At 67.7% G+C, this 26,181-nt stretch carries 24 protein-coding genes; 15 read left to right on the forward strand and 9 right to left on the reverse strand.

What is annotated here, in order from left to right; genetic code table 11:
• The first annotated feature begins 9 nt into the window (after positions 1-9).
• The 4 genes from KB874_RS07875 to hutC all read left to right on the forward strand — a co-directional run bounded on the left by KB874_RS07875 (position 10) and on the right by hutC (position 6,017).
• On the forward strand, positions 10-2,772 hold the full coding sequence (locus KB874_RS07875; protein WP_212536024.1) for an aminotransferase class I/II-fold pyridoxal phosphate-dependent enzyme: 2,763 nt from the start codon (positions 10-12) through the stop codon (positions 2,770-2,772).
• Positions 2,773-2,775: 3 nt separating this feature from the next.
• Entirely contained in the window at positions 2,776-4,227 is a 1,452-nt protein-coding gene (locus tag KB874_RS07880; RefSeq protein WP_212536025.1) for a biotin carboxylase, read from the forward strand.
• Between the two features lie 5 nt (positions 4,228-4,232).
• Entirely contained in the window at positions 4,233-5,222 is a 990-nt protein-coding gene (locus KB874_RS07885; RefSeq protein WP_212536026.1) for a C45 family autoproteolytic acyltransferase/hydrolase, read from the forward strand.
• Positions 5,223-5,291: 69 nt separating this feature from the next.
• Entirely contained in the window at positions 5,292-6,017 is a 726-nt protein-coding gene (gene hutC / locus KB874_RS07890; RefSeq protein WP_212536027.1) for a histidine utilization transcriptional repressor HutC, read from the forward strand.
• Between the two features lie 200 nt (positions 6,018-6,217).
• Here hutC and hutU read toward each other — a convergent pair whose 3' ends face one another.
• From hutU to hutI, 4 genes are read right to left on the reverse strand one after another with little or no spacing between them, the layout of a single operon-like run.
• The gene (hutU, locus tag KB874_RS07895; protein ID WP_212536028.1) at positions 6,218-7,915 is read right to left on the reverse strand and encodes a urocanate hydratase; all 1,698 of its coding nucleotides are present in this window, start codon (positions 7,913-7,915) and stop codon (positions 6,218-6,220) included.
• Positions 7,912-8,712, reverse strand: coding sequence for an N-formylglutamate deformylase (gene hutG, locus KB874_RS07900; RefSeq protein WP_212536029.1), 801 nt, complete (start codon positions 8,710-8,712; stop codon positions 7,912-7,914). Before hutG ends, hutU begins: the two co-directional genes overlap by 4 nt.
• Positions 8,709-10,235, reverse strand: a complete 1,527-nt coding sequence (hutH, locus tag KB874_RS07905) for a histidine ammonia-lyase (protein ID WP_212536030.1) — start codon at positions 10,233-10,235, stop codon at positions 8,709-8,711. Before hutH ends, hutG begins: the two co-directional genes overlap by 4 nt.
• Positions 10,228-11,382 carry an imidazolonepropionase gene (hutI, locus tag KB874_RS07910; RefSeq protein ID WP_428849239.1) on the reverse strand — a complete coding sequence of 385 codons (1,155 nt, stop codon included), beginning with the start codon at positions 11,380-11,382 and terminating at the stop codon, positions 10,228-10,230. The genes hutH and hutI overlap by 8 nt, the downstream gene beginning before the upstream one ends.
• A 124-nt stretch (positions 11,383-11,506) precedes the next feature.
• On the opposite strand from hutI, the gene KB874_RS07915 reads away from it, so the two are divergent.
• Positions 11,507-12,841: a formimidoylglutamate deiminase gene (locus KB874_RS07915; RefSeq protein WP_212536032.1), complete on the forward strand. Its 1,335-nt coding sequence runs from the start codon at positions 11,507-11,509 to the stop codon at positions 12,839-12,841.
• On the opposite strand, the gene KB874_RS07920 is transcribed toward KB874_RS07915, so the two are convergent.
• Both KB874_RS07920 and KB874_RS07925 read right to left on the reverse strand, forming a co-directional pair.
• A complete protein-coding gene (locus KB874_RS07920) occupies positions 12,838-13,581 on the reverse strand; it encodes an amino acid ABC transporter permease (protein ID WP_212536033.1) in 744 nt (247 codons plus the stop codon). The two genes, KB874_RS07915 and KB874_RS07920, sit on opposite strands and share 4 nt — an antisense overlap.
• 11 nt (positions 13,582-13,592) lie before the next feature.
• Entirely contained in the window at positions 13,593-14,345 is a 753-nt protein-coding gene (locus KB874_RS07925) for an amino acid ABC transporter ATP-binding protein (RefSeq protein WP_249200331.1), read from the reverse strand.
• Positions 14,346-14,486: 141 nt separating this feature from the next.
• Between KB874_RS07925 and KB874_RS07930 the strand changes: the two genes are divergently transcribed.
• The 3 genes from KB874_RS07930 to KB874_RS07940 are packed head-to-tail and all read left to right on the forward strand — an operon-like array spanning position 14,487 to position 16,697.
• Positions 14,487-15,263 carry a transporter substrate-binding domain-containing protein gene (locus KB874_RS07930; protein ID WP_428849235.1) on the forward strand — a complete coding sequence of 259 codons (777 nt, stop codon included), beginning with the start codon at positions 14,487-14,489 and terminating at the stop codon, positions 15,261-15,263.
• Positions 15,264-15,312: 49 nt separating this feature from the next.
• Positions 15,313-15,951 carry a glutathione S-transferase family protein gene (locus tag KB874_RS07935; protein ID WP_212536035.1) on the forward strand — a complete coding sequence of 213 codons (639 nt, stop codon included), beginning with the start codon at positions 15,313-15,315 and terminating at the stop codon, positions 15,949-15,951.
• A complete protein-coding gene (locus KB874_RS07940) occupies positions 15,951-16,697 on the forward strand; it encodes a creatininase family protein (protein WP_212536036.1) in 747 nt (248 codons plus the stop codon). The genes KB874_RS07935 and KB874_RS07940 overlap by 1 nt, the downstream gene beginning before the upstream one ends.
• Here the strand turns inward: KB874_RS07940 and KB874_RS07945 are convergent.
• Positions 16,682-16,999 (reverse strand): Rieske 2Fe-2S domain-containing protein, encoded by a 318-nt coding sequence (locus KB874_RS07945; protein WP_212536037.1) that lies wholly within the window; start codon positions 16,997-16,999, stop codon positions 16,682-16,684. The two genes, KB874_RS07940 and KB874_RS07945, sit on opposite strands and share 16 nt — an antisense overlap.
• Positions 16,996-17,949 (reverse strand): fatty acid desaturase family protein, encoded by a 954-nt coding sequence (locus KB874_RS07950; RefSeq protein ID WP_212536038.1) that lies wholly within the window; start codon positions 17,947-17,949, stop codon positions 16,996-16,998. The genes KB874_RS07945 and KB874_RS07950 overlap by 4 nt, the downstream gene beginning before the upstream one ends.
• Before the next feature lie 73 nt (positions 17,950-18,022).
• Between KB874_RS07950 and KB874_RS07955 the strand changes: the two genes are divergently transcribed.
• From KB874_RS07955 to KB874_RS07970, 4 genes are read left to right on the forward strand one after another with little or no spacing between them, the layout of a single operon-like run.
• Positions 18,023-19,273, forward strand: a complete 1,251-nt coding sequence (locus KB874_RS07955) for an FAD-dependent oxidoreductase (RefSeq protein WP_212536039.1) — start codon at positions 18,023-18,025, stop codon at positions 19,271-19,273.
• Positions 19,274-19,277: 4 nt separating this feature from the next.
• Entirely contained in the window at positions 19,278-19,532 is a 255-nt protein-coding gene (locus KB874_RS07960) for a sarcosine oxidase subunit delta (RefSeq protein WP_212536040.1), read from the forward strand.
• Positions 19,522-22,425 carry a 2Fe-2S iron-sulfur cluster-binding protein gene (locus KB874_RS07965; RefSeq protein ID WP_212536041.1) on the forward strand — a complete coding sequence of 968 codons (2,904 nt, stop codon included), beginning with the start codon at positions 19,522-19,524 and terminating at the stop codon, positions 22,423-22,425. The genes KB874_RS07960 and KB874_RS07965 overlap by 11 nt, the downstream gene beginning before the upstream one ends.
• Complete coding sequence (locus KB874_RS07970; RefSeq protein WP_212536042.1) at positions 22,422-22,886, forward strand: aminomethyltransferase family protein; 465 nt, start codon at positions 22,422-22,424, stop codon at positions 22,884-22,886. Before KB874_RS07965 ends, KB874_RS07970 begins: the two co-directional genes overlap by 4 nt.
• Here KB874_RS07970 and KB874_RS07975 read toward each other — a convergent pair.
• Positions 22,883-23,494: a helix-turn-helix domain-containing protein gene (locus tag KB874_RS07975; protein WP_212536043.1), complete on the reverse strand. Its 612-nt coding sequence runs from the start codon at positions 23,492-23,494 to the stop codon at positions 22,883-22,885. The two genes, KB874_RS07970 and KB874_RS07975, sit on opposite strands and share 4 nt — an antisense overlap.
• A 221-nt stretch (positions 23,495-23,715) precedes the next feature.
• Between KB874_RS07975 and KB874_RS07980 the strand changes: the two genes are divergently transcribed.
• From KB874_RS07980 to KB874_RS07990, 3 genes are read left to right on the forward strand one after another with little or no spacing between them, the layout of a single operon-like run.
• Entirely contained in the window at positions 23,716-24,462 is a 747-nt protein-coding gene (locus tag KB874_RS07980) for an amino acid ABC transporter ATP-binding protein (protein ID WP_346346518.1), read from the forward strand.
• A gap of 1 nt (position 24,463) precedes the next feature.
• The gene (locus tag KB874_RS07985) at positions 24,464-25,306 is read left to right on the forward strand and encodes an amino acid ABC transporter permease (protein ID WP_212536044.1); all 843 of its coding nucleotides are present in this window, start codon (positions 24,464-24,466) and stop codon (positions 25,304-25,306) included.
• Between the two features lie 39 nt (positions 25,307-25,345).
• Positions 25,346-26,179: a transporter substrate-binding domain-containing protein gene (locus tag KB874_RS07990; RefSeq protein WP_212536045.1), complete on the forward strand. Its 834-nt coding sequence runs from the start codon at positions 25,346-25,348 to the stop codon at positions 26,177-26,179.
• Positions 26,180-26,181 lie beyond the last annotated feature (2 nt).

Here is a 26,181-nt window from a genome sequence, read left to right on the forward strand (position 1 = left end):
AGGCAAGACATGAACGTGCAAAAGGCCGAGGGCAAGCTGCCTTCCATCCGGGACTACTACAGCGCCACGCAGTTGCGCGCCGACCGCTGGAGCGCGCTGCGCGAGGCGGCCGAGGGGCTGCACCGGCATGGCGGCGACGGGCGGCAGGGCAAGAAGCTGCGCGCCACCGCCGAGGCGCTGTTCGAGGCGCTCGAGCCGATCGAGCGCTACTGGGCCTTTCCGGGCGCGCATGCCTTCGACCACCTGCGGCGGATGCTGCACAACGGCAATATCGAGGACCTGTCCTCGTCGGTGCGCCGGGTCGCGCGTGCGCTGACCTCGGGCGCCTACAGGCGCCGCACGATCCCGCTGGGCGCCGATGACGGCGATGGCGACGAGTTCGAGGAAGAGGCGGCCCTGTCGCCCGAGGCCCGCGCCCTTGGCCGACCCTATTTCGAGGTGCTGATCGTCGACGAAGTGAACGAGCACCAGGAACGTTTCCTGAAGCAGAACCTGCAACGGATGCGCCGCGCTGAAGATCCGTTCATCTACGAGGCGGTGGTCGTTCCCTCGCTCGAGGATGCGCTGATCGGGATCCTGTTCAATCACAACGTGCAGGCCGTGGTGGTGCGCCCCGGCCTGACGCTGAAGTCGAAGAACGACCTGCCGATCCTGAACCAGTATCTCAGCCGGGTGGCCGACGACGAGGAGATGGAGGCGCTCGAGCCGCATGCATACGGCCCCGAGGCCTGCCGCCTGATCGCAAAGATCCGCCCGGAACTGGATGCCTACCTCGTCACCGACCGCTCGGCCGAGGACATCGCGGGCCTCGACCTGGGCCGTTGCCGCCGGGTGTTCTACAACCAGGAAGACTTCCTGGAGCTGCACCTGAACATCCTGCGGGGCGTGAACCGGCGCTACAAGACGCCGTTCTTCACCGCGCTGAAAGAGTATTCGCGCCAGCCTACCGGCGTTTTCCACGCCATGCCGATCAGCCGCGGCAAGTCGATCAGCCGCAGCCATTGGATCCAGGACATGGGCGCTTTCTATGGCCCCAACATCTTCCTCGCGGAGACCTCGGCCACCAGCGGCGGGCTCGACAGCCTGCTGGAGCCGCGCGGCCCGATCAAGGAAGCGCAGGACATGGCGGCGCGGGCCTTCGGCTCGAAACACACGTTCTTCGCCACCAACGGCACCTCGACCTGCAACAAGATCGTGGTGCAGTCGGTGGTGCGCCCGGGCGACATCGTGCTGGTCGACCGCGACTGCCACAAGTCACACCATTACGGCATGGTGCTTGCGGGGGCGAACGTGGTCTACATGGACAGCTATCCGCTGCATCAGTATTCCATGTATGGCGCCGTGCCGATCCACGAGGTCAAACACCAGCTGCTGAAGCTGAAGGCCGCCGGCAAGCTGGACCGCGTGCGCATGGTCCTGCTGACCAACTGCACCTTCGACGGGCTGGTCTACAACGTCCAGCGCGTCATGGAGGAATGCCTCGCCATCAAGAAGGACCTGATCTTTCTCTGGGACGAGGCCTGGTTCGCCTTTGCGCGCTTCAGCCCGACCTACCGCCAGCGCACCGCGATGGGCGTCGCCAACACCCTGCGCGAGACGCTGCGCACCCCCGAGGCTGCCAAGGCCTGGGAGGCCCAGCAGAAGGAACTGGAAGGCGCCGACGACGAGACGTGGCTGAACACCCGCCTCGTGCCGCCGCCCGACGCGCGGGTGCGGGTCTATGCCACCCAGTCGACGCACAAGACGCTGACATCGCTGCGGCAGGGGTCGATGATCCATGTCAACGACCAGGACTTCAAGGGCGAGGTCGAACAGGCCTTCCACGAAGCCTACATGACCCATACCTCGACCAGCCCCAATTACCAGATCATCGCCTCGCTGGACGTGGGCCGCAGGCAGGTGGAACTGGAGGGGTTCGAGTTCGTCCAGCGCCAGGTCGAAAGCGCCATGTCGATCCGCCGGGCGATCATGACCCATCCGCTGCTCAGCAAGTATTTCCGCGTGCTGACACCGGGCGACATGATCCCCGAGGAGTACCGCGAAAGCGGCATCGAAAGTTATTTCGACCAGGATCACGGCTGGGTCGACAAGTGGTCGGTCTGGAACCAGGACGAATTCGTTCTGGACCCCACCCGCATCACGCTGGCGGTGGGCGGCACGGGCTGGGACGGCGATACGTTCAAGACCAAGATCCTGATGGACAAATACGGGATCCAGATCAACAAGACCTCGCGCAACACCGTGCTGTTCATGACGAACATCGGCACGACGCGCTCGTCTGTCGCCTACCTGATCGAGGTGCTGGTCGAGATCGCCAACGACCTGGACGAGTTGCTGGACGACGCCTCGCGGATGGAAAAGCGGTCGTTCGAGAACCGCGTCTCGGGGCTGGTGGAACATGTTCCGCCGCTGCCCGATTTCAGCCGCTTCCACGCGGCCTTCCGGACCGATTCAGAGACGCCCGAAGGGGATATCCGCTCGGCCTTCTTCCTCGCCTATGACGAGGACAATTGCGATTACCTGCCGATCGACGCCGCGCTGATGAAACGGCTGGAGGGGGGCGAGGAACTGGTCTCGTCCAGCTTCATCATCCCCTATCCGCCAGGCTTTCCGATCCTGGTGCCGGGGCAGGTGATCAGCAAGGAAATCATGCACTTCATGCAGGCGCTCGACGTGAGCGAGATCCACGGCTTCCGCCCGGACCTGGGCCTGCGTGTCTTCACCCAAGAGGCGCTCGACGCGCTGCTGAAGAAAAACAACGGAGAGGGATGAATCATGCCGAAGAAAGTCTTGCAGAACATTTCCGAGATCCGGCGGTATTTCCATACCAACCAGGATCCGATCTATTTCGTCTCGGCCACCAACTTCAACCTGCTGGGCCTCGACGAATGGGTGAAGAACTTCAAGTATATCTGCTACATGGACTGTTTCGACGGCCGTCATCCCAACGTGCTGTGCCCGTCTGAACTGCCGCATGACGAGTTCCAGTCGATCGAGGACATCAACAACTACCTGCTCCAGCACAAGGAGGTGGTTGACTACGTCAAGCGCCGCGGCGGCAAGCCGAAATTCGTCTTCCTGATGTTCGACGAAAAGACCGAGCGCCTGGCCAAGGAACTGGGCGGCGAAGTCTGGTTCCCCAAGGCCAAGCTGCGCACCGCGATGGACAACAAGATCGAGACGGTCCGCGTCGGCAACAAGGCGGGCGTGCCGTCGGTGCCCAACACGCTCTCCGAGGTGACGGGCTGGGATCAACTGTCCAAGGTCGCTACAAAGGCCGGGATCGGCACCGACCTGGTGCTGCAATCGGCCTTCGGCGACAGCGGCCACACCACCTTCTTCATCAACTCGGAGGCGGATTTCCGCAAGCACGAGCACGAGATCGTCGGCCAGGGCGAGATCAAGATCATGAAGCGGATCGACTGCCGTGGTTCCGCCATCGAGGCTTGTGCCACGTCCGAGGGCACCATCGTCGGCCCGCTGATGACGGAACTGGTGGGCTTCAAGGAACTGACGCCCTATCGCGGTGGCTGGTGCGGCAACGAGATCTTCTCGACCGCCTTCTCGCCCAAGCAGCGCCAGAAGGCCCGCGACCTGACCTTCAAGTTCGGCGAACAGCTGCGCAAGGAGGGCTATCGCGGTTATTTCGAGCTCGATTTCCTGATCGACAAGAAGAACGACGACATCTGGCTGGGCGAGCTGAACCCGCGCATCACCGGCGCCTCGTCGATGACCAACCACGCGGCCTTTGCCCATGCGGACGCGCCGCTGTTCCTGTTCCACCTGCTGGAATTCTCGAAGAAGGCGTTCAAGCTGGACGTGGACGAGTTGAACTCGCGCTGGTCCGACCCGGACATGATCGACTCGTGGAGCCAGATGGTCATCAAGCACACCGAGGACAGCGTCGACATCATCACCCACGCGCCGCAATCGGGCATCTACAAGATGATGCCGGACGGGCGTGTGGTGTTTGACCGCTTCGACTATCACCGTCGCGCGGTCGAGACCGAGGACGAGGCGTTCTTCCTGCGGATTTCCAATGCCGGCGACTATCGCTATGAAGGGGCCGATCTGGGTATCCTCGTCACGCGGGGCCGGTCGATGACCAAGAGCTTCCAGCTGACGGAGAAGTCCAAGAAATGGATCCACGGGATCAAGTCGGCCTACTCCGCCCGGCCGCTGCCATCGGCGCAAGCCTTCGAGGACCCCGCGTTCAAGATCATGTAGCGCCGATGCGGCTGACCTTCCGAGCCGTGTCCGAGGATGCGCCCGGCCCCAAGTGGGCCGGGCTCTTTGCCGCTTATCGCGATGCCTACGTGAAATGGTGGTCGCGCGAGGGGTTGTCGAACCGGCCGACCTATCTCGAATGCCGCAACGCGCTGGATCACCACATGCCGGAACTGGTGCCGATCTACGACCAGCTTTGCGAGTTGGCGGGCGGTGGCGACATGGAGGCGCGGTTCCTCAGCTACTACTGCCCGCCGCGCTACCTGACCGGGTGCAGCCAGGCGGTCTGGTCGGGCAACGAACCGCTGCTGGTGCGCAACTACGATTACGACCCCAAGGCGGTGGACGCGATTCTGCTCAGGACGGCGTGGCAGGGGCGGCAGGTGATCGGCACCTCGGACGGGCTGTTCGGGCTGGTGGACGGGATGAACGACGCAGGTCTCGTCGTGTCGCTGACCTTTGGCGGGCGGCGCGAGACGGGCGAGGGCTTTGGCGTGCCGCTGATCCTGCGCTATGTCCTGCAAACCTGCACCACCGTGGCCGAGGCGCGCGAGGTTCTGAAACGCGTGCCCTGCCACATGAGCTACAATGTCACCGTGCTGGACAAGCATCGCGACTTCCTGACCGCCTACCTGGCACCCGACCGCCCGCCGCTGATCACCCATGCGGCGGTGGCCACCAACCACCAGGAGCGGGTGGAATGGAAGAGCCACGCGCGCTTCACCGCCACGGTGGAACGCGAGCGCTTCCTGCTGCAACGGCTGACCCTGCATCCCGAAACGCAGGAGAAATTCGTGCGCTCCTTCCTGAAGCCGCCGCTTTACTCGCTGGCCTTCCAGCACGGGTTCGGCACGCTTTATACCGCCGCCTACCGGCCGCGCCGCCAGACGGTCGAGCTGCACTGGCCGGGATCGACCTGGACGAAATCCTTCGACGATTTCCCCGAGGACAGCATCGCCATCTCCTATCCGATCGGGTTCCACGGGCTGGTCTGATCGCCTGACATGTCTGGACATATCGCGCCGGCGCGCGTTTCCTGACCCGACAGGGGACGGAGGACAGGCATGGCGCAGGCGAAGGGGGCAGAGACGCTGCACGCCCGGATCATCGAGGATCTGCGGGGCCGGATCGTCGACGGCACCTGGGTTCCGGGCTTCCAGTTGCCGCGCGAAACCGACCTGGCCCAGGATTTCGGCGTCTCGCGCATGACGATGAACAAGGTGCTGACCCAGCTGGCGCAAGAGGGGTTCCTCGTACGGCGCAAGCGCAGCGGCACCTTCGTCGCCCAGCCCCGCGCGCAATCGGCGGTGCTGGAGATCACCAACATCGCCGACGAGGTCGGCGCGCAGGGGCGGGCGCATCGCTGGTCGCTGCTGGCCCGCGAATTGCGGCAGATGACGCAGGCCGACCTGCGGCTTCTGGGTGTTCAGCGGCCACGGGTGGACGAGCCCGCGCTGATCCTGCGGGGCGTGCATTTCGCCGATGACGCGCCTTTCTGCCTGGAAACGCGGGCCATCGACCTCGACGTGGTGCCGGATGCCGAGACCGCCGATTTCGCCGCCCATCCGCCCGGCGCCTGGTTGCTGGGCCACATGCCCTGGACGACGGCGCGCCACCAGATCCGCGCGGTCACCGTGACTGGCAGCGACGCCCGCGCGCTGGGCCTGCCCTCGGGCAACGCCTGCCTTGAAATCCTGCGCAAGACCGAGGTCAACGCCCGCTGGGTCACCTACGCCCGGCTGCTCTACCCGGGCGAGGCGCACCAGCTGGTGGCCGAGTTCGGGCCGTGAGGACGTTCGGGACCCAAGGGTAACTTGGCCCGGGCGCCCAGCCCGGGCCGCGCCCGATCCTCCCCCGGGAGGGCGCATTGGCGATGTCCCTTGCCGCTCGCAAGTCGTGCGGGCTTTCGGAATGAATCGCTGATCACAAGCGTCCCAAGGCGCCCACCCAGGCTCGGGCGCGGCCCTGTTCGAAAGGCATCCTCAGCCCCTCAGTTCCCGAGGATGCGCGGCAGCCGCAGCCCGTGGTCCCGCGCGCAGGCGATCGCTTCGGGGTATCCCGCATCCGCATGCCGCCAGACGCCCGAGGCGGGGTCGTTCCACAGCACCCGCTCCAGCCGCCGCGCGGCCTCGGGTGTGCCGTCGGCCACGATCACCACGCCCGCGTGCTGCGAGAACCCCATGCCGACCCCGCCGCCGTGATGCAGCGAAACCCAGGTCGCGCCCGACGCGGTGTTGACAAGCGCGTTCAGCAGCGGCCAGTCGCTGACCGCGTCCGAACCGTCGCGCATCGCCTCCGTCTCGCGGTTGGGGCTGGCGACAGAGCCGGAATCGAGGTGGTCGCGCCCGATCACCACGGGCGCCTTCAACTCGCCCGATGCCACCATCTCGTTGAAGCGCAGCCCGGCGCGATGCCGGTCGCCCAGGCCCAGCCAGCAGATGCGGGCGGGCAGGCCCTGAAAGGCGATCCGCTCGCGCGCCATGTCCAGCCAGCGATGCAGGTGAGCGTTGTCGGGGAACAGCGCCTTCATCGCGGCATCCGTTGCGTAGATGTCGTCCGGGTCGCCCGACAGCGCGCACCAGCGGAACGGGCCGATGCCCTTGCAGAACAGCGGCCGGATATAGGCCGGCACGAAGCCCGGAAAGGCGAATGCGTTCTCCAGCCCTTCCTCGCGCGCCACCTGCCGGATGTTGTTGCCGTAATCCAGGGTCGGAATCCCGGCGTTCCAGAAGCCCACCATCGCCGCCACGTGGTCCTTCATCGAGGCGCGGGCGGCCTTTTCGACCGCTTGCGGGTCGGTTTCCTGTTTCGCGCGCCAGTCGGCCACCGTCCAGCCGCGCGGCAGGTAGCCATGCAGCGGATCGTGCGCCGAGGTCTGGTCGGTCACGATATCGGGTCGGCCGTTGGGCATGTCCTCGGCGGCCTGCACCCGGCGCAGGATTTCCGGGAAGACGTCGGCGGCATTGCCGATCAGCGCGACAGACTTCGCCTCTCCGGCCTGCGTCCAGCGCCCGATCATCGCCAGCGCCTCGTCCAGCGAGTGTGTTTTCGCATCGCAATAGCGGGTGCGGATGCGGAAATCGGCGCGAGTCTCGTCGCATTCGACGGCAAGGCAGCAAGCCCCCGCCATCACCGCCGCCAGCGGCTGCGCCCCACCCATTCCGCCCAGACCGGCGGTCAGAATCCAGCGGCCCCTGAGAGAGCCGGCGTAATGCTGCCGTCCGGCTTCGGCAAACGTCTCGTAGGTGCCCTGCACGATGCCTTGCGTGCCGATGTAGATCCACGATCCGGCGGTCATCTGGCCATACATCATCAGTCCCTTGCGATCCAACTCGTTGAAATGCGCCCAAGTCGCCCAGTGCGGCACGAGGTTCGAATTGGCGATCAGCACGCGCGGCGCGTCCGGGTGCGTGCGGATGATGGCAATGGGCTTGCCGGATTGCACCACCAGCGTCTCGTCGCCCTCGAGGTCCTTCAGCGAGGCCACGATGGCGTCGAAATCGTCCCAGGTCCGCGCCGCCCGCCCGATGCCGCCATAGACCACCAGTTCATGCGGGTTCTCGGCCACGTCGGGATGCAGGTTGTTCATCAGCATCCGCATCGCGGCCTCGGTCTGCCAGGACTTGGCGATCAGCGTGGGTCCGGTCGGCGGGAACACGTCGCGGATGTTGTGACGGGGGTCGGTCATCGGGTCATCTCCTCGCTCAGGTCGATCAGCGCCTCGAGTATCTCCTGAAGCCAGCGGCGCAGGCGCTGCGCCTTTGCGGGGTCGAGGGCAAAGGGTGGCGCCTCGGTCGTCAAATGGCTGGATTGCGTCAGTTCCATCTGTATCGCGTGGACATGGTCGGCGGGGCGTCCGTAGTGGCGTGTCGTCCAGCCGCCCTTGAAACGGCCGTTCAGGACGCTGGTATAGGCCGAGGCGCAGGACGCGACGTGGTGCACCGCCTGCGCCAGTGCGGGCGCGCAACTGGCCCCGTCATTCGTGCCGATGTTGAAATCGGGCAGGGTGCCGGGAAAGAGCCAGGGCACGACCGAGCGGATCGAGTGGCAATCGTAGAGGATCGCAAACCCGTGCCGCGCTTTCACCCGCGCCAGTTCCTCCGACAGCGCGGCATGGTAGGGCGCGTGAAAGGCAGCAAGCCGTTCCGCCACGTCCTCCGGCGCCGGCTCCATCCCCTCGCGCCAGATCGGCACGTTGTCGAAGGTGATCAGCGGGACCAGCCCCGTGGTCGTCTGGCCGGGATAGAGACTGGCCCCCGAGGGGTCGCGGTTGGCGTCGATCACGTAGCGGTGGAAATTCGCCCGCACCGTCGTCGCCCCCGGGATCAACCCGTCATAGAGCGTGTCCACATGCCAGTCGGTGTCGCGCAACAGACGCCCCTCGGCGTTCAGCCGGTCGCGGATGGCCTCCGGCACATGGGTGCCCACATGTGGAAAGCCCAGCACCAGCGGGCCGTCGCCCCGGGTGACGGTGACGGGGGTCATCGGCAGACCTCTGGCAGGGGCAGGCCAGCGGTCAGCCTGCCGGTTGCAACCAGCCGTGCGGCCTCTTCGAGGTCTGGCGACAGGAACCGGTCCTCGGCCAGTTCCGGCACCGTCTCGCGCAGCCGCGCGATGACGCCCTGCAAAGCGGGCGCGGTCGCCAGCGGACGGCGCAGCGCGATGCCCTGTGCGCCGGTCAGCGCCTCGATCCCGAGGATGCGGAAGAGGTTGTCGGTCATCGGCCCCAGCCGCCGCGCGCCGTGGCAGGCCATCGAGACGTGATCCTCCTGGTTGGCCGAGGTCGGCGTGGAATCCACCGAGGCCGGGTGCGCCATCTGCTTGTTCTCGCTCATCAGCGCGGCCGAGGTCACTTCGGCGATCATCAGGCCCGAGTTCAGGCCCGGTTTCGGCGACAGGAAGGCGGGCAGGCCAAAGCTCAGCGCGGGGTCGACCAGCATGGCGATGCGGCGCTGCGCGATGGCGCCGGTCTCGGCCACGGCCAGCGCGATCATGTCGGCGGCAAAGGCCACCGGCTCGGCGTGGAAATTCCCGCCCGAGACGACCTGCCCGTCGGACAGGACCAGCGGGTTGTCGGTGGCGGCGTTGGCCTCGATCTCCAGCGTGGTCGCGGCCTGCCGCAGCAGGTCGAGGCAGGCGCCCGTGACCTGCGGGTTGCAGCGGATGCAATAGGGGTCCTGCACGCGCTCGTCGCCGTCGCGGTGGCTTTCGCGGATTTCCGACCCTTCCAGCAGTGCGCGCAGGGCGGCGGCGGCCTCGACCTGGCCGCGATGGCCGCGCAGGGCGTGGATTTCGGGGGTGAAGGGTGCGGTCGAACCCATCGCCGCATCGGTCGACAGAGCGCCCGTCACCAGCGCCGCCTGCACCGCGCGTTCGGCCCGGAACAGCCCCGCCAGCGCCAGCGCGGTCGAGACCTGCGTGCCGTTGATCAGCGCCAGCCCCTCCTTGGCGGAAAGCTGCACGGGGTCCAGACCGGCACGGGTCAGCGCCTCGGCCCCCGGGAGGCGTTGGCCGTCCAATACGGCCTCGCCCTCGCCGATCATCACGGCGGTCATGTGGGCCAGCGGCGCCAGATCGCCCGACGCGCCGACCGAGCCCTGCGCCGGGATCACCGGCGACACGCCTGCCGCCAGCATCCCCTGCAACAGCGCCACGATCTCGGGCCGCACGCCCGACGCGCCGCGGCCCAGCGAAACCAGCTTCAGCACCATGACGAGGCGGACGATTTCGGGCGCCAGCGGCTCTCCCACCCCGCAGCAATGGCTGAGGATCAGGTTGCGTTGCAGGGTGGCGACATCGCCCGCGCCGATGCGGATCGAGGCGAGTTTTCCGAAGCCAGTGTTGACGCCATAGACCGGGTCGCTTCCCCGTGCGACTTCGGCAATCCGGGCGGCGCTGCGGGCGATGCCCTCGGCGGCGCTGTCGGCCAGCCTGACCGGAGTTGCCTCGCAGTAGAGCCGCGCCAGCAGGCGCAGCGGCACGGCGCCGGGATGCAGGATCTCAGGCATCGAACACCTCTCCGTCGAAGACACGTGTATGCAGGGGATTGGGACCGATCCGCCCCACCAGCTCGGCCGGACGCTCGGCATCCCAGATCGCGAGGTCGGCACGCAGGCCCGGTACGATGCGGCCCACGTGGTCTTGCAGCCCCAGGGCGCGCGCGGCGTTGACCGTCACACCGTCGAGGCATTCGGCCACCGTCAGCCCGAAGAGGACGGCGGCCATGTTCATCGCCGTCAGGAGCGAGGCGATGGGCGACGACCCGGGGTTGCAGTCCGTGGCCACCGCCATGGGTACGCCTGCCGTGCGGCATTCGGCGATTGGCGGCTTTTGCGCCTCGTGCAGCATGTAGAAGGCGCCGGGCAGGATCACGGCCACGCATGCCGCGCGCGCCATCGCCGCCACGTCCTCGGCATTCGCGTATTCGAGGTGATCGACCGACAGCGCGCCATGCCGCGCGGCCAGCAGCGTCCCGCCGCTGCGGGTGAGTTGCTCGGCATGGAGTTTTACCGGCAGGCCAAGCGCGCGGGCCTCAACGAACAGAGGTTCCAACTCGTCGGCGGAAAAGGCGATGCCCTCACAGAACCCGTCCACCGCGTCGACCAGCCCCTCGGCCTGCGCCTGCGCGAGGCCAGCGATGGCGACATCGCGGATGTAGTCGGCCTTCGTCCCCTCGAAATCGGGTGGCATGGCGTGGGCGGCAAGCCACGTGGTGACGACCCGCACCGGGCGCAGCGTGGCCAGCCGGCGGGCGGCGCGCAACATGTCCAGTTCCGCCTCGACCGACAGGCCATAGCCCGACTTGATCTCGACCGTGGTCACGCCCTCGGCCAGCAGCGCGTCCAGCCGGGGCAGGGCGGCAGAGACCAGCCCGTCCACGTCCAGGCCCCGCGACGCCCGCATGGTCGCGGCGATGCCGCCGCCCGCCTTTGCGATCTCGGCATAGCTTGCGCCCTCCAGCCGCATCTCGAATTCCGCCGTCCGGTCGCCGCCAAAGACCAGATGCGTGTGGCAGTCGATCAGCCCCGGCGTGACCAGCCTACCGCAGCAATCATGCGCCTCGGCCTCGGCATGCAGCCCCGCGCCCACCGCCGCGATGCGCCCGTCACGGACGAGGATGGCACCCGGTTCGGGCGCCCGCGCCCCAGGCAGCATCAGGCGCGCATTGGTGAACAGCCGCGTGGCCGGCATCCGACTCTGTCCCCTTTTCGAGTCCCGTAATTAAGTATATACATAATTGATGCGGCGCGAAAGAGGCAAGCCGCGACGGAGGTCCGACATGATCCATGCCCGCATCGCCCTGCTGCCCGAAGGCTGGGGCCGCGACGTGCGCCTGGCGCTGGACGCAGGCCGGATCGCCTCGGTTCAGGCGTGGCAGGCGCCGCAGCCGGGTGATTGCCAGGTCGATTGCCTGCTGCCCGGCATGCCCAACGTCCACAGTCACGCCTTTCAGCGCGGGTTTTCCGGCATGACGGAACGGCGCGGACCGGGACAGGACAGTTTCTGGACCTGGCGCGAGGCGATGTATCGGCTGGCGCTGGCGCTCGATCCCGACGACATGCAGGCGCTGGCCGAAATGGCCTATGTCGAGATGCTCGAGGCGGGGTTCACCCGCGTCGGCGAATTCCACTACCTGCACCATGACCGCAGTGGCCGGCCCCACGCCGACCCTGCCGAGATGTCGGTGCGCATCTTTGCCGCCGCTGGGGCGACGGGGATCGCGCTGACGCATCTGCCGGTGTTCTATGCCCATGGCGGGTTCGGCCCGGTGCCGGCGGGCGACGGGCAACGGCGGTTCCTGCACGGGCTGGACGATTTCGTGGCACTGGTCGAGGCCTGCGACCGGCTGGCGACCCGGCCGCAGGACGTGGTGGGATACGCCCCGCATTCGCTGCGCGCGGCCAGCACGGACGAGTTGCGCGCACTGGCTCAGGCCTTGCACGGCCGCCCTGCGCATATCCACGTCGCGGAGCAGGAGAGGGAGGTCGCGGAGTGTCTTGCCTTCTGCGGCCGCAGGCCCGTGGCGCAGCTGATGGACACGGTCGGGGTCGGCCCGGACTGGTGCCTGATCCACGCCACGCATCTGGATGGCGCCGAACGGCTGGCGCTGGTGGGGTCGGGCGCGGTGGCGGGGTTGTGCCCGGTGACCGAGGCCAACCTGGGCGACGGGCTGTTCGCGGCGCGGGCCTTCCTGGCCGAGGGCGGGCGCATCGCCATCGGCACTGATTCCAACGTGGCGATTTCCGTCGCAGGCGAATTGCGGCTGCTGGAATACGGGCAGAGGCTGGCCTGGCGGGCGCGGTCGGTGCTGGCCGAGGCGGGCGGCTCGACCGGGGCGCGGCTGTATCGCGCGGCGCTGGCGGGCGGGTCGCAGGCGCTGGGCGCGCCCGACGCCGCAATCGCCCCGGGCGCGCCTGCCGACCTGGTGACGCTGTCCGACGCGCTGGGCCTGGGGCAAAGCGGCGAGACGATGCTCGACCGCTGGATATTTGGCCGCGACGTGGGGGTGGCGCAGGTCTGGGCCCATGGCGCGCAGGTGGTGCGCGACGGGCGGCACATCGCCCGCGAGGCGGTGGCGCGGCGTTTTGCCGACGTGATGCGGCGGCTGGCCTAGCCGCGCTCGTCCGCCTGCAAACGCCGTTCCAGCCATCGGACCCCGGCCGAGACGATCAGGATCAGCACCAGGTATTCCAGCACCAGAACGGTGTAGATTTCCAGCGGGCGGTATTCGGTGACGACCAGTTCGTTCGCCTTGCGCGTCAGTTCCTGCATCCCGATGACCGACACCAGCGAGGACATCTTCAGCATGTAGACCAGCTGGTTGCCCAGTGCCGGCAGGATGCGCCGGATCGCCTGTGGCAGGATCACGTAGCGCATCGTGTCGACATAGTTGAGAGACACGGAATAGGCGGCCTCGTATTGCCCCTTGGCGACCGACTGGATGCCGGCGCGAAAGATCTCGGCCTCGAAGGCGCTGTCCGACAGGGCCAGCGCGATGACCCCGGCCCAGAACACCCCGATGGCAAGGCCCGTCAGGGTCGGCAGACCGTAATAGACCCAGAGGATCATCACGAGGATCGGCACCGCGCGCACCAGTTCCACGTAGGTCCGGCTGGCCATGCGCAGCCAGCGCCGCGACGACAGGCCTGGCAGCGCCACCAGCAGCCCCAGCGTGACCGAGATGCAGATCGCCGTCAGCGACAGCAGGAGCGTGTATTTCAGCCCGCTCAGCAGGAAGGTGATGTTGGTCCAGCCGGTCTTGGTCTGCGGGTTGACCACGTACCAGCCCCAGTTGCCCGAGGAACAGCCCGCCAGCACCAGCGCCAGAAGGGCGAACAGCAGAACATTGCGCATCTCGTCCTCCCTCAGTGGTTCAGGATCTTGTTGAGGAAATCGCGGCAGCGCTGGCTGCGCGGCGCGGTGAAGAAGGCCTCGGGCGGGGCGGTCTCGACGATCTGGCCGTGATCCATGAACACCATCCGGTCGGCGACCTTGCGGGCAAAGCCCATCTCGTGCGTGACGACGATCATCGTCATGCCGGTGCCCGCCAGTTCCACCATCACGTCCAGCACCTCTGAAATCATCTCGGGGTCCAGCGCGGATGTCGGCTCGTCGAACAGCATGATGCGCGGCTCCATGCAGAGCGACCGCGCGATGGCGACACGCTGCTGCTGGCCGCCGGACAGCTGGCGGGGATACTTGTCGGCCTGTTCGGGGATGCGCACCCGTTCGAGATAGCGCATCGCGGTTTCGCGCGCCTGCGCCTGCGTCAGCTTGCGCGCGCGGATCGGGCCCAGCGTCAGGTTCTGCAACACCGTCAGGTGTGGGAACAGGTTGAACTGCTGGAACACCATGCCGACGCCGTTGCGCACCCGCGCCGGCGCGGCCTTGCCACGGCCCAGCGTGACGCCCTCGACCGTGATCGTGCCCGCGTCATGCGGCTCCAGCCCGTTGATGCAGCGGATCAGCGTCGACTTGCCCGATCCGGACGGGCCGCAGACCACGATGCGTTCGCCCTGCCTTGCCTCGAAGTCGATGGATTTCAGCACCTCGAAATCGCCGAAACGCTTCGAGACGCCCTCAAAGCGGATGATCGGATCGCCTTCGGTCTGCGTCATGGACCCTCCTGCCGCGTGCCGGGGCAACCCCGCCAAAGATGCATTGCCTGTTCGCCAATTTGCTTTGACGACCCTGCCTTTTGTCTGCACTCTTGGCCAAGCCTATACATAATGAATAGTCCAACACCGGGAGAAAAGATCGTGAAACTGTTGAAAGCATGCATCGCCGCGCTGGCGCTGGCCGTTGTCGCGCCCGTCGCGCAGGCGCAATCCGCGCTTCAGGACATCCTCAGCAACGGTATGCTGAAGGTCGGGACCACAGGTGACTGGAACCCGATGACGATGAAGGACCCGGCGACCAACAGCTATACCGGCTATGACATCGACGTGATGACCCAACTGGCCGCCGATCTGGGTGTCGAAGTGGAATTCGTGCCGACTGACTGGAAGACCCTGGTGAACGGCGTGACCTCGGGCAAGTATCACATGACCGGCTCGGCCTCGATCTCGCCGGCGCGGGCCAAGGCGGCGGGCTATTCGGTCAGCTACTTCTCGCTGGCGACCGTGCCGCTGATCCAGAAGAAGGACGCCGAGATGTTCAAGGACTGGGCGGACCTGGACAAGGCCGACGTGGTGGTTGCGGCGACCCTTGGCACGACGCAGGAAAAGCAGGTCAAGGAGTTCTTCCCCAACGCCCAGCACAAGATCGTCGAGGCCCCCGCCCGCGATTTCCAGGAGGTGCTGGCGGGCCGCGCGCAGGCGCATATCACCTCGAACGTCGAGGCGAACAAGCTGGTGGCGCAGTATGACACGCTGATGATCGTGCCGGTGTCCGCGCCCAAGGCGCGCACGCCGGTCGCCATGCTGCTGCCGCAGGCCGACCAAGTCTGGATCAACTACGTCAACACCTGGATCACGCTGAAGCAGGAGGCCGGGTTCTTCGACGAACTGGCCGCGAAATGGAACCTGGGCAACTGAGCCTTTTCCCGAACTTGAGGAGGGCGCCTGCGGGCGCCCTTTTTCGCACATGCTGACGCTCTATGCCATTCCGGTCAGCCTGTATTGCGCCAAGACGCGGATCGCGCTGCGCTTCAAGCATCTCGACTGGTCCGAGGTGCCGCCGCCGGGCGGCTATGGCTCGGCCGAGTATCAGCGCATCGTCGCCTCGGGCAACCTGCCGGCTCTGGATCACGACGGCTTTCTGCTGGCCGATTCAGAGGCTATCGCGGAGTATCTCGAAGAGGCCTTTCCGATGCCGCCCCTGCTGCCGAAAGGCGCGCAGGATCGCGCCCGGATGCGCGAGCGCGGGCGGTTTCACGACACCAGGCTGGAACCGGCGCTGCGGGCGCTGTTCGGCCATCTGAAGCCGGAGCTTCGTGACGCCGACCTGACCGCCCGGCAATCGGTCGCGCTGGGCGCGCGTCTGGTGCAACTGGCCCGCCTGCTGGAGGACGCGCCCGAGCTGCCCTTCGGGCTGGGCGATTGCGGCTATCCCGTCACCTTCGCCTGGCTGGACGCGCTGGCGCCGCGGCTGGACCTGGCCTTTGACTGGCCCGAGACGGTGAATGCCTGGCGCGCTACGCTGGAGGCCGAACCGGCGGTCGCGGCGGAACTGGCGGTCTATGTCCCCACGCTGACCCGGTGGCTGGACGGGCAGGGCGTCTGATGCGGCTGGATCACATGACATGGCCCGAGGCCGAGGCGCATGTGGCGGGCGGCGGCGGCGTCATCCTGCCCGTCGGCTCGACCGAACAGCACGGGCCTATGGGGCTGATCGGCACCGATGCCTTCTGCGCCCGCGTGATCGCCGAAGCCGCGGCGCCCCTTTGCGGTGCGGTGGTAGCGCCGACCCTCGCGCTGACGCCCGCACCCTTCAACATGGGCTTTCCCGGCACGCTCTCGATCTCGGAGGCGACCTTTGCCGCGCTGGCGGGCGAGGTGGTCGACGGGTTGCTGCACCACGGGTTCGCGGGGGTCTACGTGCTAAACGCGCATGGCGCGAACCTGTCGCCGCTGCGCGCCATACTGGAGACCCGCGCCGCAGCCCCCCTGCGCCTGAAAAGCTGGTGGGAGTTCGAGCCGGTCAACGCCCTGCGCTGCGACTGGTATGGCGACTGGGAGGGGATGCATGCCACGCCGTCCGAGGTGGCGATCACCATGGCGGCGATCCGGCAGCTGCCGGTGCCCGAGGCGGCGCAGACCCCGCCACGCAAGCTGTCGGCCGACTACATCCGCGCCCATTCGGGCGACCGCCACGGCCCGCCCGACGCACATCGCCGCGATTTCCCCGACGGGCGCGTGGGATCGCATTCCGCGCTGGCGACGCCGGAACAGGGGCGCGTCCTGATCGACACCGCCGCGCGGGCGGTGGCGCGCGACTACGCGGATTTCCTCGGTCAGATCAGGACCTGAACCATCCCGTCCTGCACCCGCGCCTCGATCATCCGCAGGGCCACGCGGGCGGGCGCGGCCACTGCCTGGCCCGTGCGGGCGTCGAACAGGCCCTGGTGCAGCGGGCATTCGATGCGCCGCCCGTCGAAATAGCCGTCGCAGAGGTTCGCGGCGCCATGCGTGCAGCGCGCGTAAGAAACGGTGACGCCCTCCAGCGTGTCGTAGACTGCCAGTTCCCGATGCCCCAGCGTGACCGGCGTCACGTCGCCCGACTCCAGCGCGGAAACCGCGATCAGGTCCGTCCAGACCTTGTCCCGGCTCATGCCCGGCGCCCCTCCGATCCGCCTCCGAACAGGTGGCGCAGGATCTCGCGATGGGCGCCGAGATAGCCCTCTTCCTCGACATGGACGTACCCTTTCAGCTTGTCATGCAGCCGGGGCAGGGCGTGGTAGGGCACCGACGAGGCATAGTGATGCTCGGCGTGGTAATTCATGTTCCAGCACAGGAAGCGCATCGGCGCGCTGACCATGTTCGATCGCGTGTTTTCCTTCATGTCGCGGATCGCCGGGCGGCCCACATGTTCCGTCATGCGGATGAAGCGCATCACCGGTTCGCCCAAAAACAGAGGGATCAGCCAGAACCACAGTGGCGCCCACCAGTCGAAGACCACGCAGGCCAGCAGGATCGACGCGTAGAAGGCCAGCATCAGCCGCGCTTCGAGGAAGATCGTGTGATGCTCTTCCTTCGGGATGAAGCCGCGTTCGACCTCGGTCAGGCGGCCTGCGGCATGGCGGCCGAGCTCCTGGAACTTGGCCCGCCAGTAGGGCACCGAGGAGATGTACCACAGGTATTCGCCCAGCGTTTTCGGCATCGGGATCTGTTCCGGGTCTTCGCCGGTCAGCTGGGTATAGGTGTGGTGGTCGCAATGTTCATAGCGGAAGAAGCGGTTGGGCAGGATGATGACCAACCCGCAAATGTAGCCGACCAGGTCGTTCAGCCAGCGGGTGCGGAACACCGTGTAATGCACGCATTCATGCTGGATCGAGAAGAAGTGCACCACCACGATCCCGTGCACGAACATCGCGGGCCAGACCCAGAGCGTGCCGAGGCTCGCCCAGACCAGCGTGCCCGTCGCGCCCAGCAGCATCAGCCACAGCGCAAGGTGAATCAGCGCGGGCCGGTCCGACCGGCGCATCAGCGCCTTCAACTCGGCGCGCGTCAGGACGCCGTCGTTCAGCGCCTGCGTGATCGGGGTCAGCACGGGTTCGGTCATCGGGCCTCCTTGTCGCGTGGGAGCACAATCAAGCGTTGCACGGGCGTGACTAAAGGTAAATATGGTTAGCGTCATGCAACGCTATTCCGCCCTCTCGCTGCTGCGCCACGCGCTGAACGGCCACCGAAACTGGCAGGCGGCCTGGCGCAGCCCACCTTTGCGCGACCGGTACAGCGCGATCATCGTGGGCGCGGGCGGGCATGGCCTCGCGGCGGCCTATTACCTGGCGAAGGAACACGGCATCACCGATGTCGCCGTGCTGGAGGCGGGGTGGCTGGGCGGCGGCAACGTGGCGCGCAACACGGTCACCGTGCGGTCGAACTACATGCGCGACGAATCGATCCCGTTCTACGTGCGGTCGGTGGACCTCTACGACGGGCTGACCCGCGACCTGAACTTCAACCTGATGCAGTCGAAACGGACGATGATCGACGTGCTCCAGACCTGGGGTATGGTGCGCGACCGGCGCAGGCGGCGGCTGATCATGGACATCTACGGCTCGACATACCAGGACATATCGGTGGACGAGCTGCGCCGCCGCGTGCCCTTGCTGACGGGCGGCGGGCCGGACAGCCGCCTGCCGATCCTGGGGGCCGCCGTGCACACGGATGCCTCGGTCAACCGGCACGACGCGGTTGCCTGGGGCTATGCCCGGGCGGCGGATGCGCTGGGGGTCGAGATCCACCAGAAGACGCCGGTGACGCAGCTCTTGCGCGGCCCGGATGGCGCCATTTCGGGCGTCGAGACGCCGCGCGGCACGGTGCGTGCGCCCATCGTGGCGCTGGCGGTCTCGGGCCACACCACGACGCTGACCGAAACCGTGGGCCTGCGCCTGCCGCTGCGCACGATCAACCTGACGGCCTTCGTCTCGGAGCCGGTGAAACCGGCGCTGGACGTGATCGTGAACTGCCCCGACCTGGGCGTCTACCTGTCGCAATCCGACAAGGGAGAGATGGTGATCGGCGGAGCGCCCGACCTCGGCCAGTCCTTCCGCCGCGACATCAAGCAGGGGGTTTTCGAGCACACCGTCGCCATGCTGCTGGAGCTGTTCCCCGCCTTCCGCCGGCTGAAGCTGCTGCGGCAATGGGGCGGACACCTGGACATGGCGCATGACGCGTCGCCCATCGTCTCGAAAACCGACATTCCCGGCCTGATCGTCAGCGCCGGCTGGTGGGGGGGATACAAGGCGATCCCGGCAGGGGGCGCGGGCCTTGCACACCTGATCGCCACGGGGCGGCCCGACCCGCTGACAGCGCCCTTCGGCCTGAACCGCTTTCGCCATCTCGACTACGTGGTCGAGACCGGCACGACTACGGCGCGCTAGAGCGATGCTGCTGATCGACTGCCCCTTCTGCGGCAAGCGCACCGAAAGCGAGTTCGCCTATGGCGGCCCGGCGCTGGCGCCGCGCCCGGATCCGGCGGCGCTGACGGATGCCGAGTGGGTCGACTGGCTGACCGTGCCGCCGAACCCGCTGGGCTGGGTCGAGGAACGCTGGTGGCATGCGCGCGGCTGCGGCGCCTGGCTGACCTTGCGGCGCCATACCGTGACGCACGAGATCGCCGAGGTCCGCCATGGCCGGTGACCGCCTGCCCTCCCGGGGCCGGATCGACCGGTCGCGCCCCTTGCGCTTTCGCTTCGACGGGCGGGACTACACCGGGTTTCACGGCGACACCCTGGCCTCGGCGCTGCTGGCCAATGGCGTGAGGATCACCGCGCGCAGCTTCAAGTATCACCGGGCACGGGGGATCATCGGCGCCGGGGTCGAGGAGCCCGCGACTTTGGTGGAACTCGAAGGCGACGCGGCCTCGGGCAACCGGATCGCCACCACCGTGCCGCTGGTCGAAGGGCTGTCGGCGCGGGCCGTTCACGCCTGGCCCTCGGCGCGGTTCGACCTCGGCGCGGTGAACCAGCTGATCGCGCGGCTGATCCCGGCGGGGTTCTACTACAAGACCTTCAAATGGCCCGACTGGCACCTGTTCGAGCCCGCGATCCGGCGCGCGGCAGGGCTTGGCGCGGTGCCGCCTGCCTTCGACGACAGTTACGAGACGCGGCACGCCCATGCCGACCTCCTGATCGCGGGCGCCGGTCCCGCCGGCCTGATGGCGGCGCTGGTGGCGGGGCGCGCGGGCGCGCGGGTGCTGCTGATGGACGAGGGGATCGAGGCAGGCGGATCGCTGCTGGCACACAAGGCGGCGATCGGCGGACGGGACGCGCTGGACTGGGTGGCCGGGGCCGTGGCCGAACTGGCCGCCATGCCCAATGTCACCCACCTGCAGGACGCGACCGCCTGGGCCTATCGCGAACACAACCTTCTGATGGTGCACGAACGCGCGCCCCGGGCAGACGGCCTGCGCGGGCGCGGCTGGCGGGTGCGGGCCCGCCAGGTGCTGGTCGCGACCGGCGCGATCGAGCGGATCATCGGGTTCGACGGCAACGACCGGCCGGGCGTGATGCTCGCCTCGGCGGTGCAGGCCCATCTGAACCGCTGGGCGGTGCGGCCCGGGCGGCGGGCGGTGGTCTTCACCAACAATGACAGCGCCTACACCGTCGCGGCGGACATGGCGGCGGCGGGCATCGCCGTGGCCGCCATCGTGGACAGCCGCGCATCGGTGCCAGGGACGGCGCGCGCCCAGGTGCGCGGCATCGAGGTCTTGCCGGGTCATCTCGTGACCCAGACCCACGGCGCGCGCGGTCTGCGCGCGGTCAGTGTCACCGCCGGGGGACGGTCTTGGCGCATCCCCTGCGACCTGCTGGCGGTCTCGGGCGGCTGGACGCCCTCGGTCCATCTCTGGTCGCAATCCCGAAGCTCCCTGCGCTGGGACGACGCCCTGTCGGCCTTTGTCCCCGACCGGCCCGCGCAGGCGGTGACGGCGGCGGGGGCGGCGGCGGGCGCGACGGGGCTGGGCCAGGCGCTGCGGCAGGGGGCAGAGGCGGCCTGCGCGGCGCTGGGCCTGCCTGCGCCCGAGGTCCCGCAGGCCGAGGACGCGCCCTATGCGATCGAACCGCTCTGGACCGTGCCGGGCGCGGGGGCCAAGGCCTTTGTCGACATCCAGAACGACGTGACCGTGGCCGACCTGGAACTGGCCCTGCGCGAAGGCTATGGCGCCATCGAGCACGTCAAACGCTACACGACCGGCGGCATGGCGATGGACCAGGGCAAGACCGGCAACCTGACCATCGTCGGCGCCGTGGCCGAGCGCCTGGGCCTGACCCCGCCCGAGATCGGCACCACCACCTATCGCCCGCCCTATACGCCGGTGGACTTCGGCGCGGTCGCCGGTCAGCAGGCCGGGCCGGTCGTGCTGCCCTACCGCCACACGCCGCTGACCGCCTGGCACAAGGCGCAAGGCGCCGTGATGTACGAGGCCGGCGCACGCTGGCGGCGGCCCGGCTATTACCCGCGCGAGGGCGAGAGTTTCCAGCAGACCGTCGACCGCGAGGCGCGCACGGTGCGGCAGGGCGTGGGCGTCTATGACGGGGCGCCGCTGGGCAAGTACCTGCTGCGCGGCGCGGATGCCGGGCGGTTCCTCGACTTGGTCTATACGCGGCCCATGTCGGGGCTGCGGCCGGGGCAGGGGCGTTACGCGCTGATGCTGACGGAGGACGGGCTGATCTTCGACGACGGCGTGTGCTTCCGGCTGGATGAGGGGCGGTTCCTGGTCTCCACCTCGACCGGCAATGCGGACGCGGTGGGGCAAGCGCTGGAAAAGCTGTTACAGGTCGAGCGGCTCGACTGGGACGTGACGATCACCAACATCACCGGGCAATGGGGCAATGCCACGCTCTGCGGCCCGCTGGCGCGCGACGTGCTGCGCGCGGCGGGCACGGATATCGACCTGTCTGGGCAGGCCTTCCCCTTCATGGCTATCCGCGACGGCAGTGTGGCCGGGCTGCGGGCGCGGGTGGCGCGGGTGTCCTTCACCGGCGAGCTGTCCTTCGAGATCAACGTGCGGCCCCGTGATCTGCCCGCGCTCTGGCAGGCAGTGCTGGAGGCGGGCGCGGCACAGGGGATCGCGCCCATCGGGTCCGAGGCCAACCATGTGCTGCGGGTGGAAAAGGGGTTCCTGTCGCTGGGGCACGAGGTGGACGGCACGGCCGACCCTTACGACCTCGGCATGGGTTGGGCGATGGCCAAGGGACCGGCGGATTTCATCGGCAAACGGTCGGTGCTGCTGCGCCGGTCGTCCGACCGGCCCCGGCGCGAACTGGTGGGCTTCCGCCCTGTCGATCCCGAACGGCAGGTCCCCGAGGGCGCGCCGCTGACGCCCCAGGGGCGCAAGGAGGCGACCGAGGGGTTCGTCACCGCCTGCGTCCGCTCGGTGGTCGAGGATCGCTGGCTGGGCCTCGCGCTGCTGATGGACGGGCGGGCGCGGATCGGCCAGACCGCCCATGTCCGCCTGCCCGAGGGCGCGGTCGCGGTCACGCTTTGCGAGCCGGTTTTCCATGACCCCTCGGGCGAGAGGCTGCGCTCGTGACCCGGTATGACGTGACCATCACCCGCCTGCCGCTGCGCGCGCTGTTCGAGATGCGCGGCGCGCTGCCCGGCGATGCCGGCTTGCCGCCGCCGCCCGCGCCGCTGCGCCTGACGCAGGCGGGCGACCGGGTGCTGGCGATGACCGGCCCGGCGCGCTGGCTGCTCATGGCGCCGCTGGCGCAGGAAGAGACGCTGGAACGGGCGCTGCCCGAGGCCGTGGCGCTGTCCGACACGCTGACCTTCTTCGCGATCACCGGTCTGGGCGCAGGTCAGATCATGGCCGTGGCCTCGCCGCTCGACCTGCACGCATCGGCCTTTCCCGAGGATGGTTGCGCCTTCACCGAGGCCTTCGGCATCCGCGCGCTGGTCCGTCGCCTGCCCGGTGGCTTTGAAATCGGCGTGGATGCCAGCCATGCGGACTGGTTCGCGGCCATGCTGGACCGGGTGGCGGGATGCGCCTAGTCGGGCCGCGCCGCCACGGTGACGAAGGTGACGGTTTCCGACAGGACCTCGCGCACGGTGTGGCGCAACTGGGCGTCGAAGCTCAGGCAATCGCCCGGCTCCATCGCGTATTCCGCGTCGCCGCAGGCATACAGGCAGCGCCCCTCGGTCACGGTCAGAAAGACATAGCCGCGCGAATGGTAGACCGGGTGGGTGCCGTTGCCCGTGCGTTCCAGCGTGACGCTGGCGGCGGTAAAACGCATCTGCCCGTTTCCGAAACTTGCCAGCATCCGGTAATCGTGCACATGGCCGGGCGCGAACCGCCGCGCCTCCAGCCCCGCGCCCGCCTTGACGAAGGTCACGTCGGCGGTGCGCAGCGTGTTCTGGAACAGAGCGATCACCGGAAGCTGCATGGCGCGGGCCAGCGATTCCAGCGTCGACAGCGAGGGCGATACCTGCCCGTTCTCGATCCGCGAAATCATCGCCGACGAGACGCCCGACAGCCTTCCCAACTCGCGGATGGCCAGGCCCGCCGCGACGCGCTGCCGGCGCAGTGCATGGCCCACGGCCGCGCCGATATCCAGCGGGTCGTCAAAGGCTGCGACGGGTTCCGGGCTTGCGTCGTCCATACCCCCTCCTGCACGGCCGGTGCCGATCCTTTGAGCCCTAGCATGGCCTTCGCCGCGGCAGAAGCGCCATTCACCGCCGAAACTGTTTATCCATGCGCATTCCTGTGCATAGTGGTTATCAAAGGCGGGGGGTCAGAATGGGGGCAGACGGTGCGGCAGGCAGGCAGGGCAGGGCGTCCGATCCCTTCGCGACAGGCCGGGCCGTGCAGGGCGGGTCGCCCGTGACAGACCCCGCCCCGATCATCGCGCTGCGCGACGTGTGCAAGTTCTACGGGCCGTTCCAGGCGCTGACCGATGTCAACCTCGACATCCGCCAGGGCGAACGGGTGGTGGTCTGCGGCCCCTCCGGCTCGGGCAAGTCGACGATGATCCGCTGCATCAACCGGCTGGAAGAGCATGACACGGGCTCGATCATCGTCGACGGGGTCGAACTGGACGAAGAGACGCGCAACATCCGCGCCGTTCGGCAGGATGTCGGCATGGTGTTCCAGCAGTTCAACCTGTTCCCGCACCTGACGGTGCTGGAGAACCTGACCATCGGCCCGATCCGCGTGCGCCGCATGGGCCGCGCGCAGGCCGAGGCGCTGGGCCGCAAGTTCCTCGACCGGGTCCACATCCCCGAACAGGCCGACAAGTATCCCGCGCAACTGTCGGGCGGCCAGCAGCAGCGCGTCGCCATCGCTCGCGCCCTGTGCATGGAGCCGCGGATCATGCTGTTCGACGAGCCCACATCGGCGCTCGATCCCGAGATGATCAACGAGGTTCTGGACGTGATGGTGGAACTGGCCGGCACCGGCATGACCATGGTCGTGGTCACGCACGAGATGGGCTTTGCCCGCAAGGTCGCCGACCGCATCGTGTTCATGGAAGCCGGCCGCATCGTCGAGGCCGCCCCGCCCGAGAAATTCTTTTCCGCCCCCGACAGCGAGCGGGCGCGGCTGTTCCTGAACCAGATCCTGGATCATTGAGATGGACCGCGCGGCGTCCCTTCCGGTCGGAAAACGGCGCCCGTCGCGGCGGTTGCGGTTGCGCCGGGCGGTGGCCTCGCGCCCGGTCTCGGTGCTGATCTACCTGGCGGTGATGGTTCTGATCCTCGGCGCCGCGTTCGAGGGCGCGGCGGCGATGGGCTACAACTGGCAATGGTATCGCATCCCGCGCTATTTCTGGACCGTGGGCGACGAGGGCTTTCGCTGGGGCGAGATACCGATGGGTCTGGTGGCCACGCTGGTCCTGTCCACGCTGGCCTTTGCGCTGGCCACCGTGATCGGCCTTGTCGTCGCGCTGCTGCGCCTGTCGGACCTGGTGGTGGGCCGGGCGGTGGCGCGGGTGTTCCTGGAAATCGTCCGCAACTCGCCGCTGCTGGTGCTGCTTTACGTCTTCTACTACGTCATGGGCCCGATTTTCGGGCTGGACCGCTACACCGCCTCCATCACCTGTCTCGCGGTGTTCCACGGCGCGCTGATCTCGGAGATCTTCCGCGCCGGGATCGAATCCGTGCCAAAGGGCCAGTGGGAGGCCGCCTCGGCCATCGGCATGACGCGCGGGCAGGTCTATCGCTGGATCGTCCTGCCGCAATCGGTGCGCTTCATGCTGCCGCCGATGACCGGCGAGGTCGTCAACATGATAAAAAGCTCGGCCATCGTCAGCGTGATCGCGGTGGCCGAGCTGACGACCATCGGCCGCAACCTGATCTCGGACACCTACATGAGTTTCGAGATCTGGTTCACCATCGCCGCGGTCTACCTGGCCGTGACGCTGCTCATCTCTGCTTTCGCAAGCCTGCTGGAGAAACGCCACGCGGTGCGCGACTGACACGACGGACTGACCCCAGAACCCGACAAGGAGGGTAACATGACACTGACCAGAAGACTGATGACCGCCGGGATCGGCGCGCTTATGGCTGCCGCCGTGGCGCTGCCCGCCGTGGCGCAGGACGCGCGCCAGCAGCTTTCCTCGGAAAGCGTGATCGAGACCATCAAGGAGAACGGCGTCATCAAGATCGGCCTGTCGCTGTTCGTGCCGTGGTCGATGCGCGACAAGAACGGCGATCTGATCGGCTTCGAGCTGGACGTCGGCCGGCAACTGGCCGCCGACATGGGCGTCGACGTGGAATTCGTGCCGACCGCCTGGGACGGGATCATCCCGGCCCTGGTGGCGGGCAAGTTCGACGTCATCATCTCGGGCATGTCGATCACGCCCGAGCGCAACTTGACCGTCAACTTCTCGGAGCCCTATGCCTTCTCCGGCCTGACCATCCTCGCCAACAAGAGCATGACCGACGGCTTCACGCTGGAGGATTTCAACAAGCCCGAAGTCACCTTTGCCGCCCGCCGCGGCGCGACGCCGGTGCAGGTGATCCAGCGCATGTTCCCCGACGCGACGCTGTTGCAGTTCGACGAGGACGGCGCCGCCACGCAGGAGGTGCTGAACGGCAATGCCCATGCCACGATGGCGTCCGAACCCACGCCCTCGCGCGAGGCGCGCAACTATCCCGAGACGCTCACCGTCCCCTTCGACCAGGTCTGGGACGCGCGCGGCGAGGCCTTTGCCTATCGCAAGGGCGACCCGGACGCATCCAACTACTTCAACAACTGGATCGGCCAGAAATGGCGTTCCGGCTGGCTGAAGGAGCGGCACGACTACTGGTTCAAGGGCAACGAGTGGGAAGCCATGGTGTCCCAGTGACC

Source organism: Thetidibacter halocola (assembly GCF_018224955.1).
GTDB classification, from domain to species: Bacteria; Pseudomonadota; Alphaproteobacteria; order Rhodobacterales; family Rhodobacteraceae; genus Thetidibacter; species Thetidibacter halocola.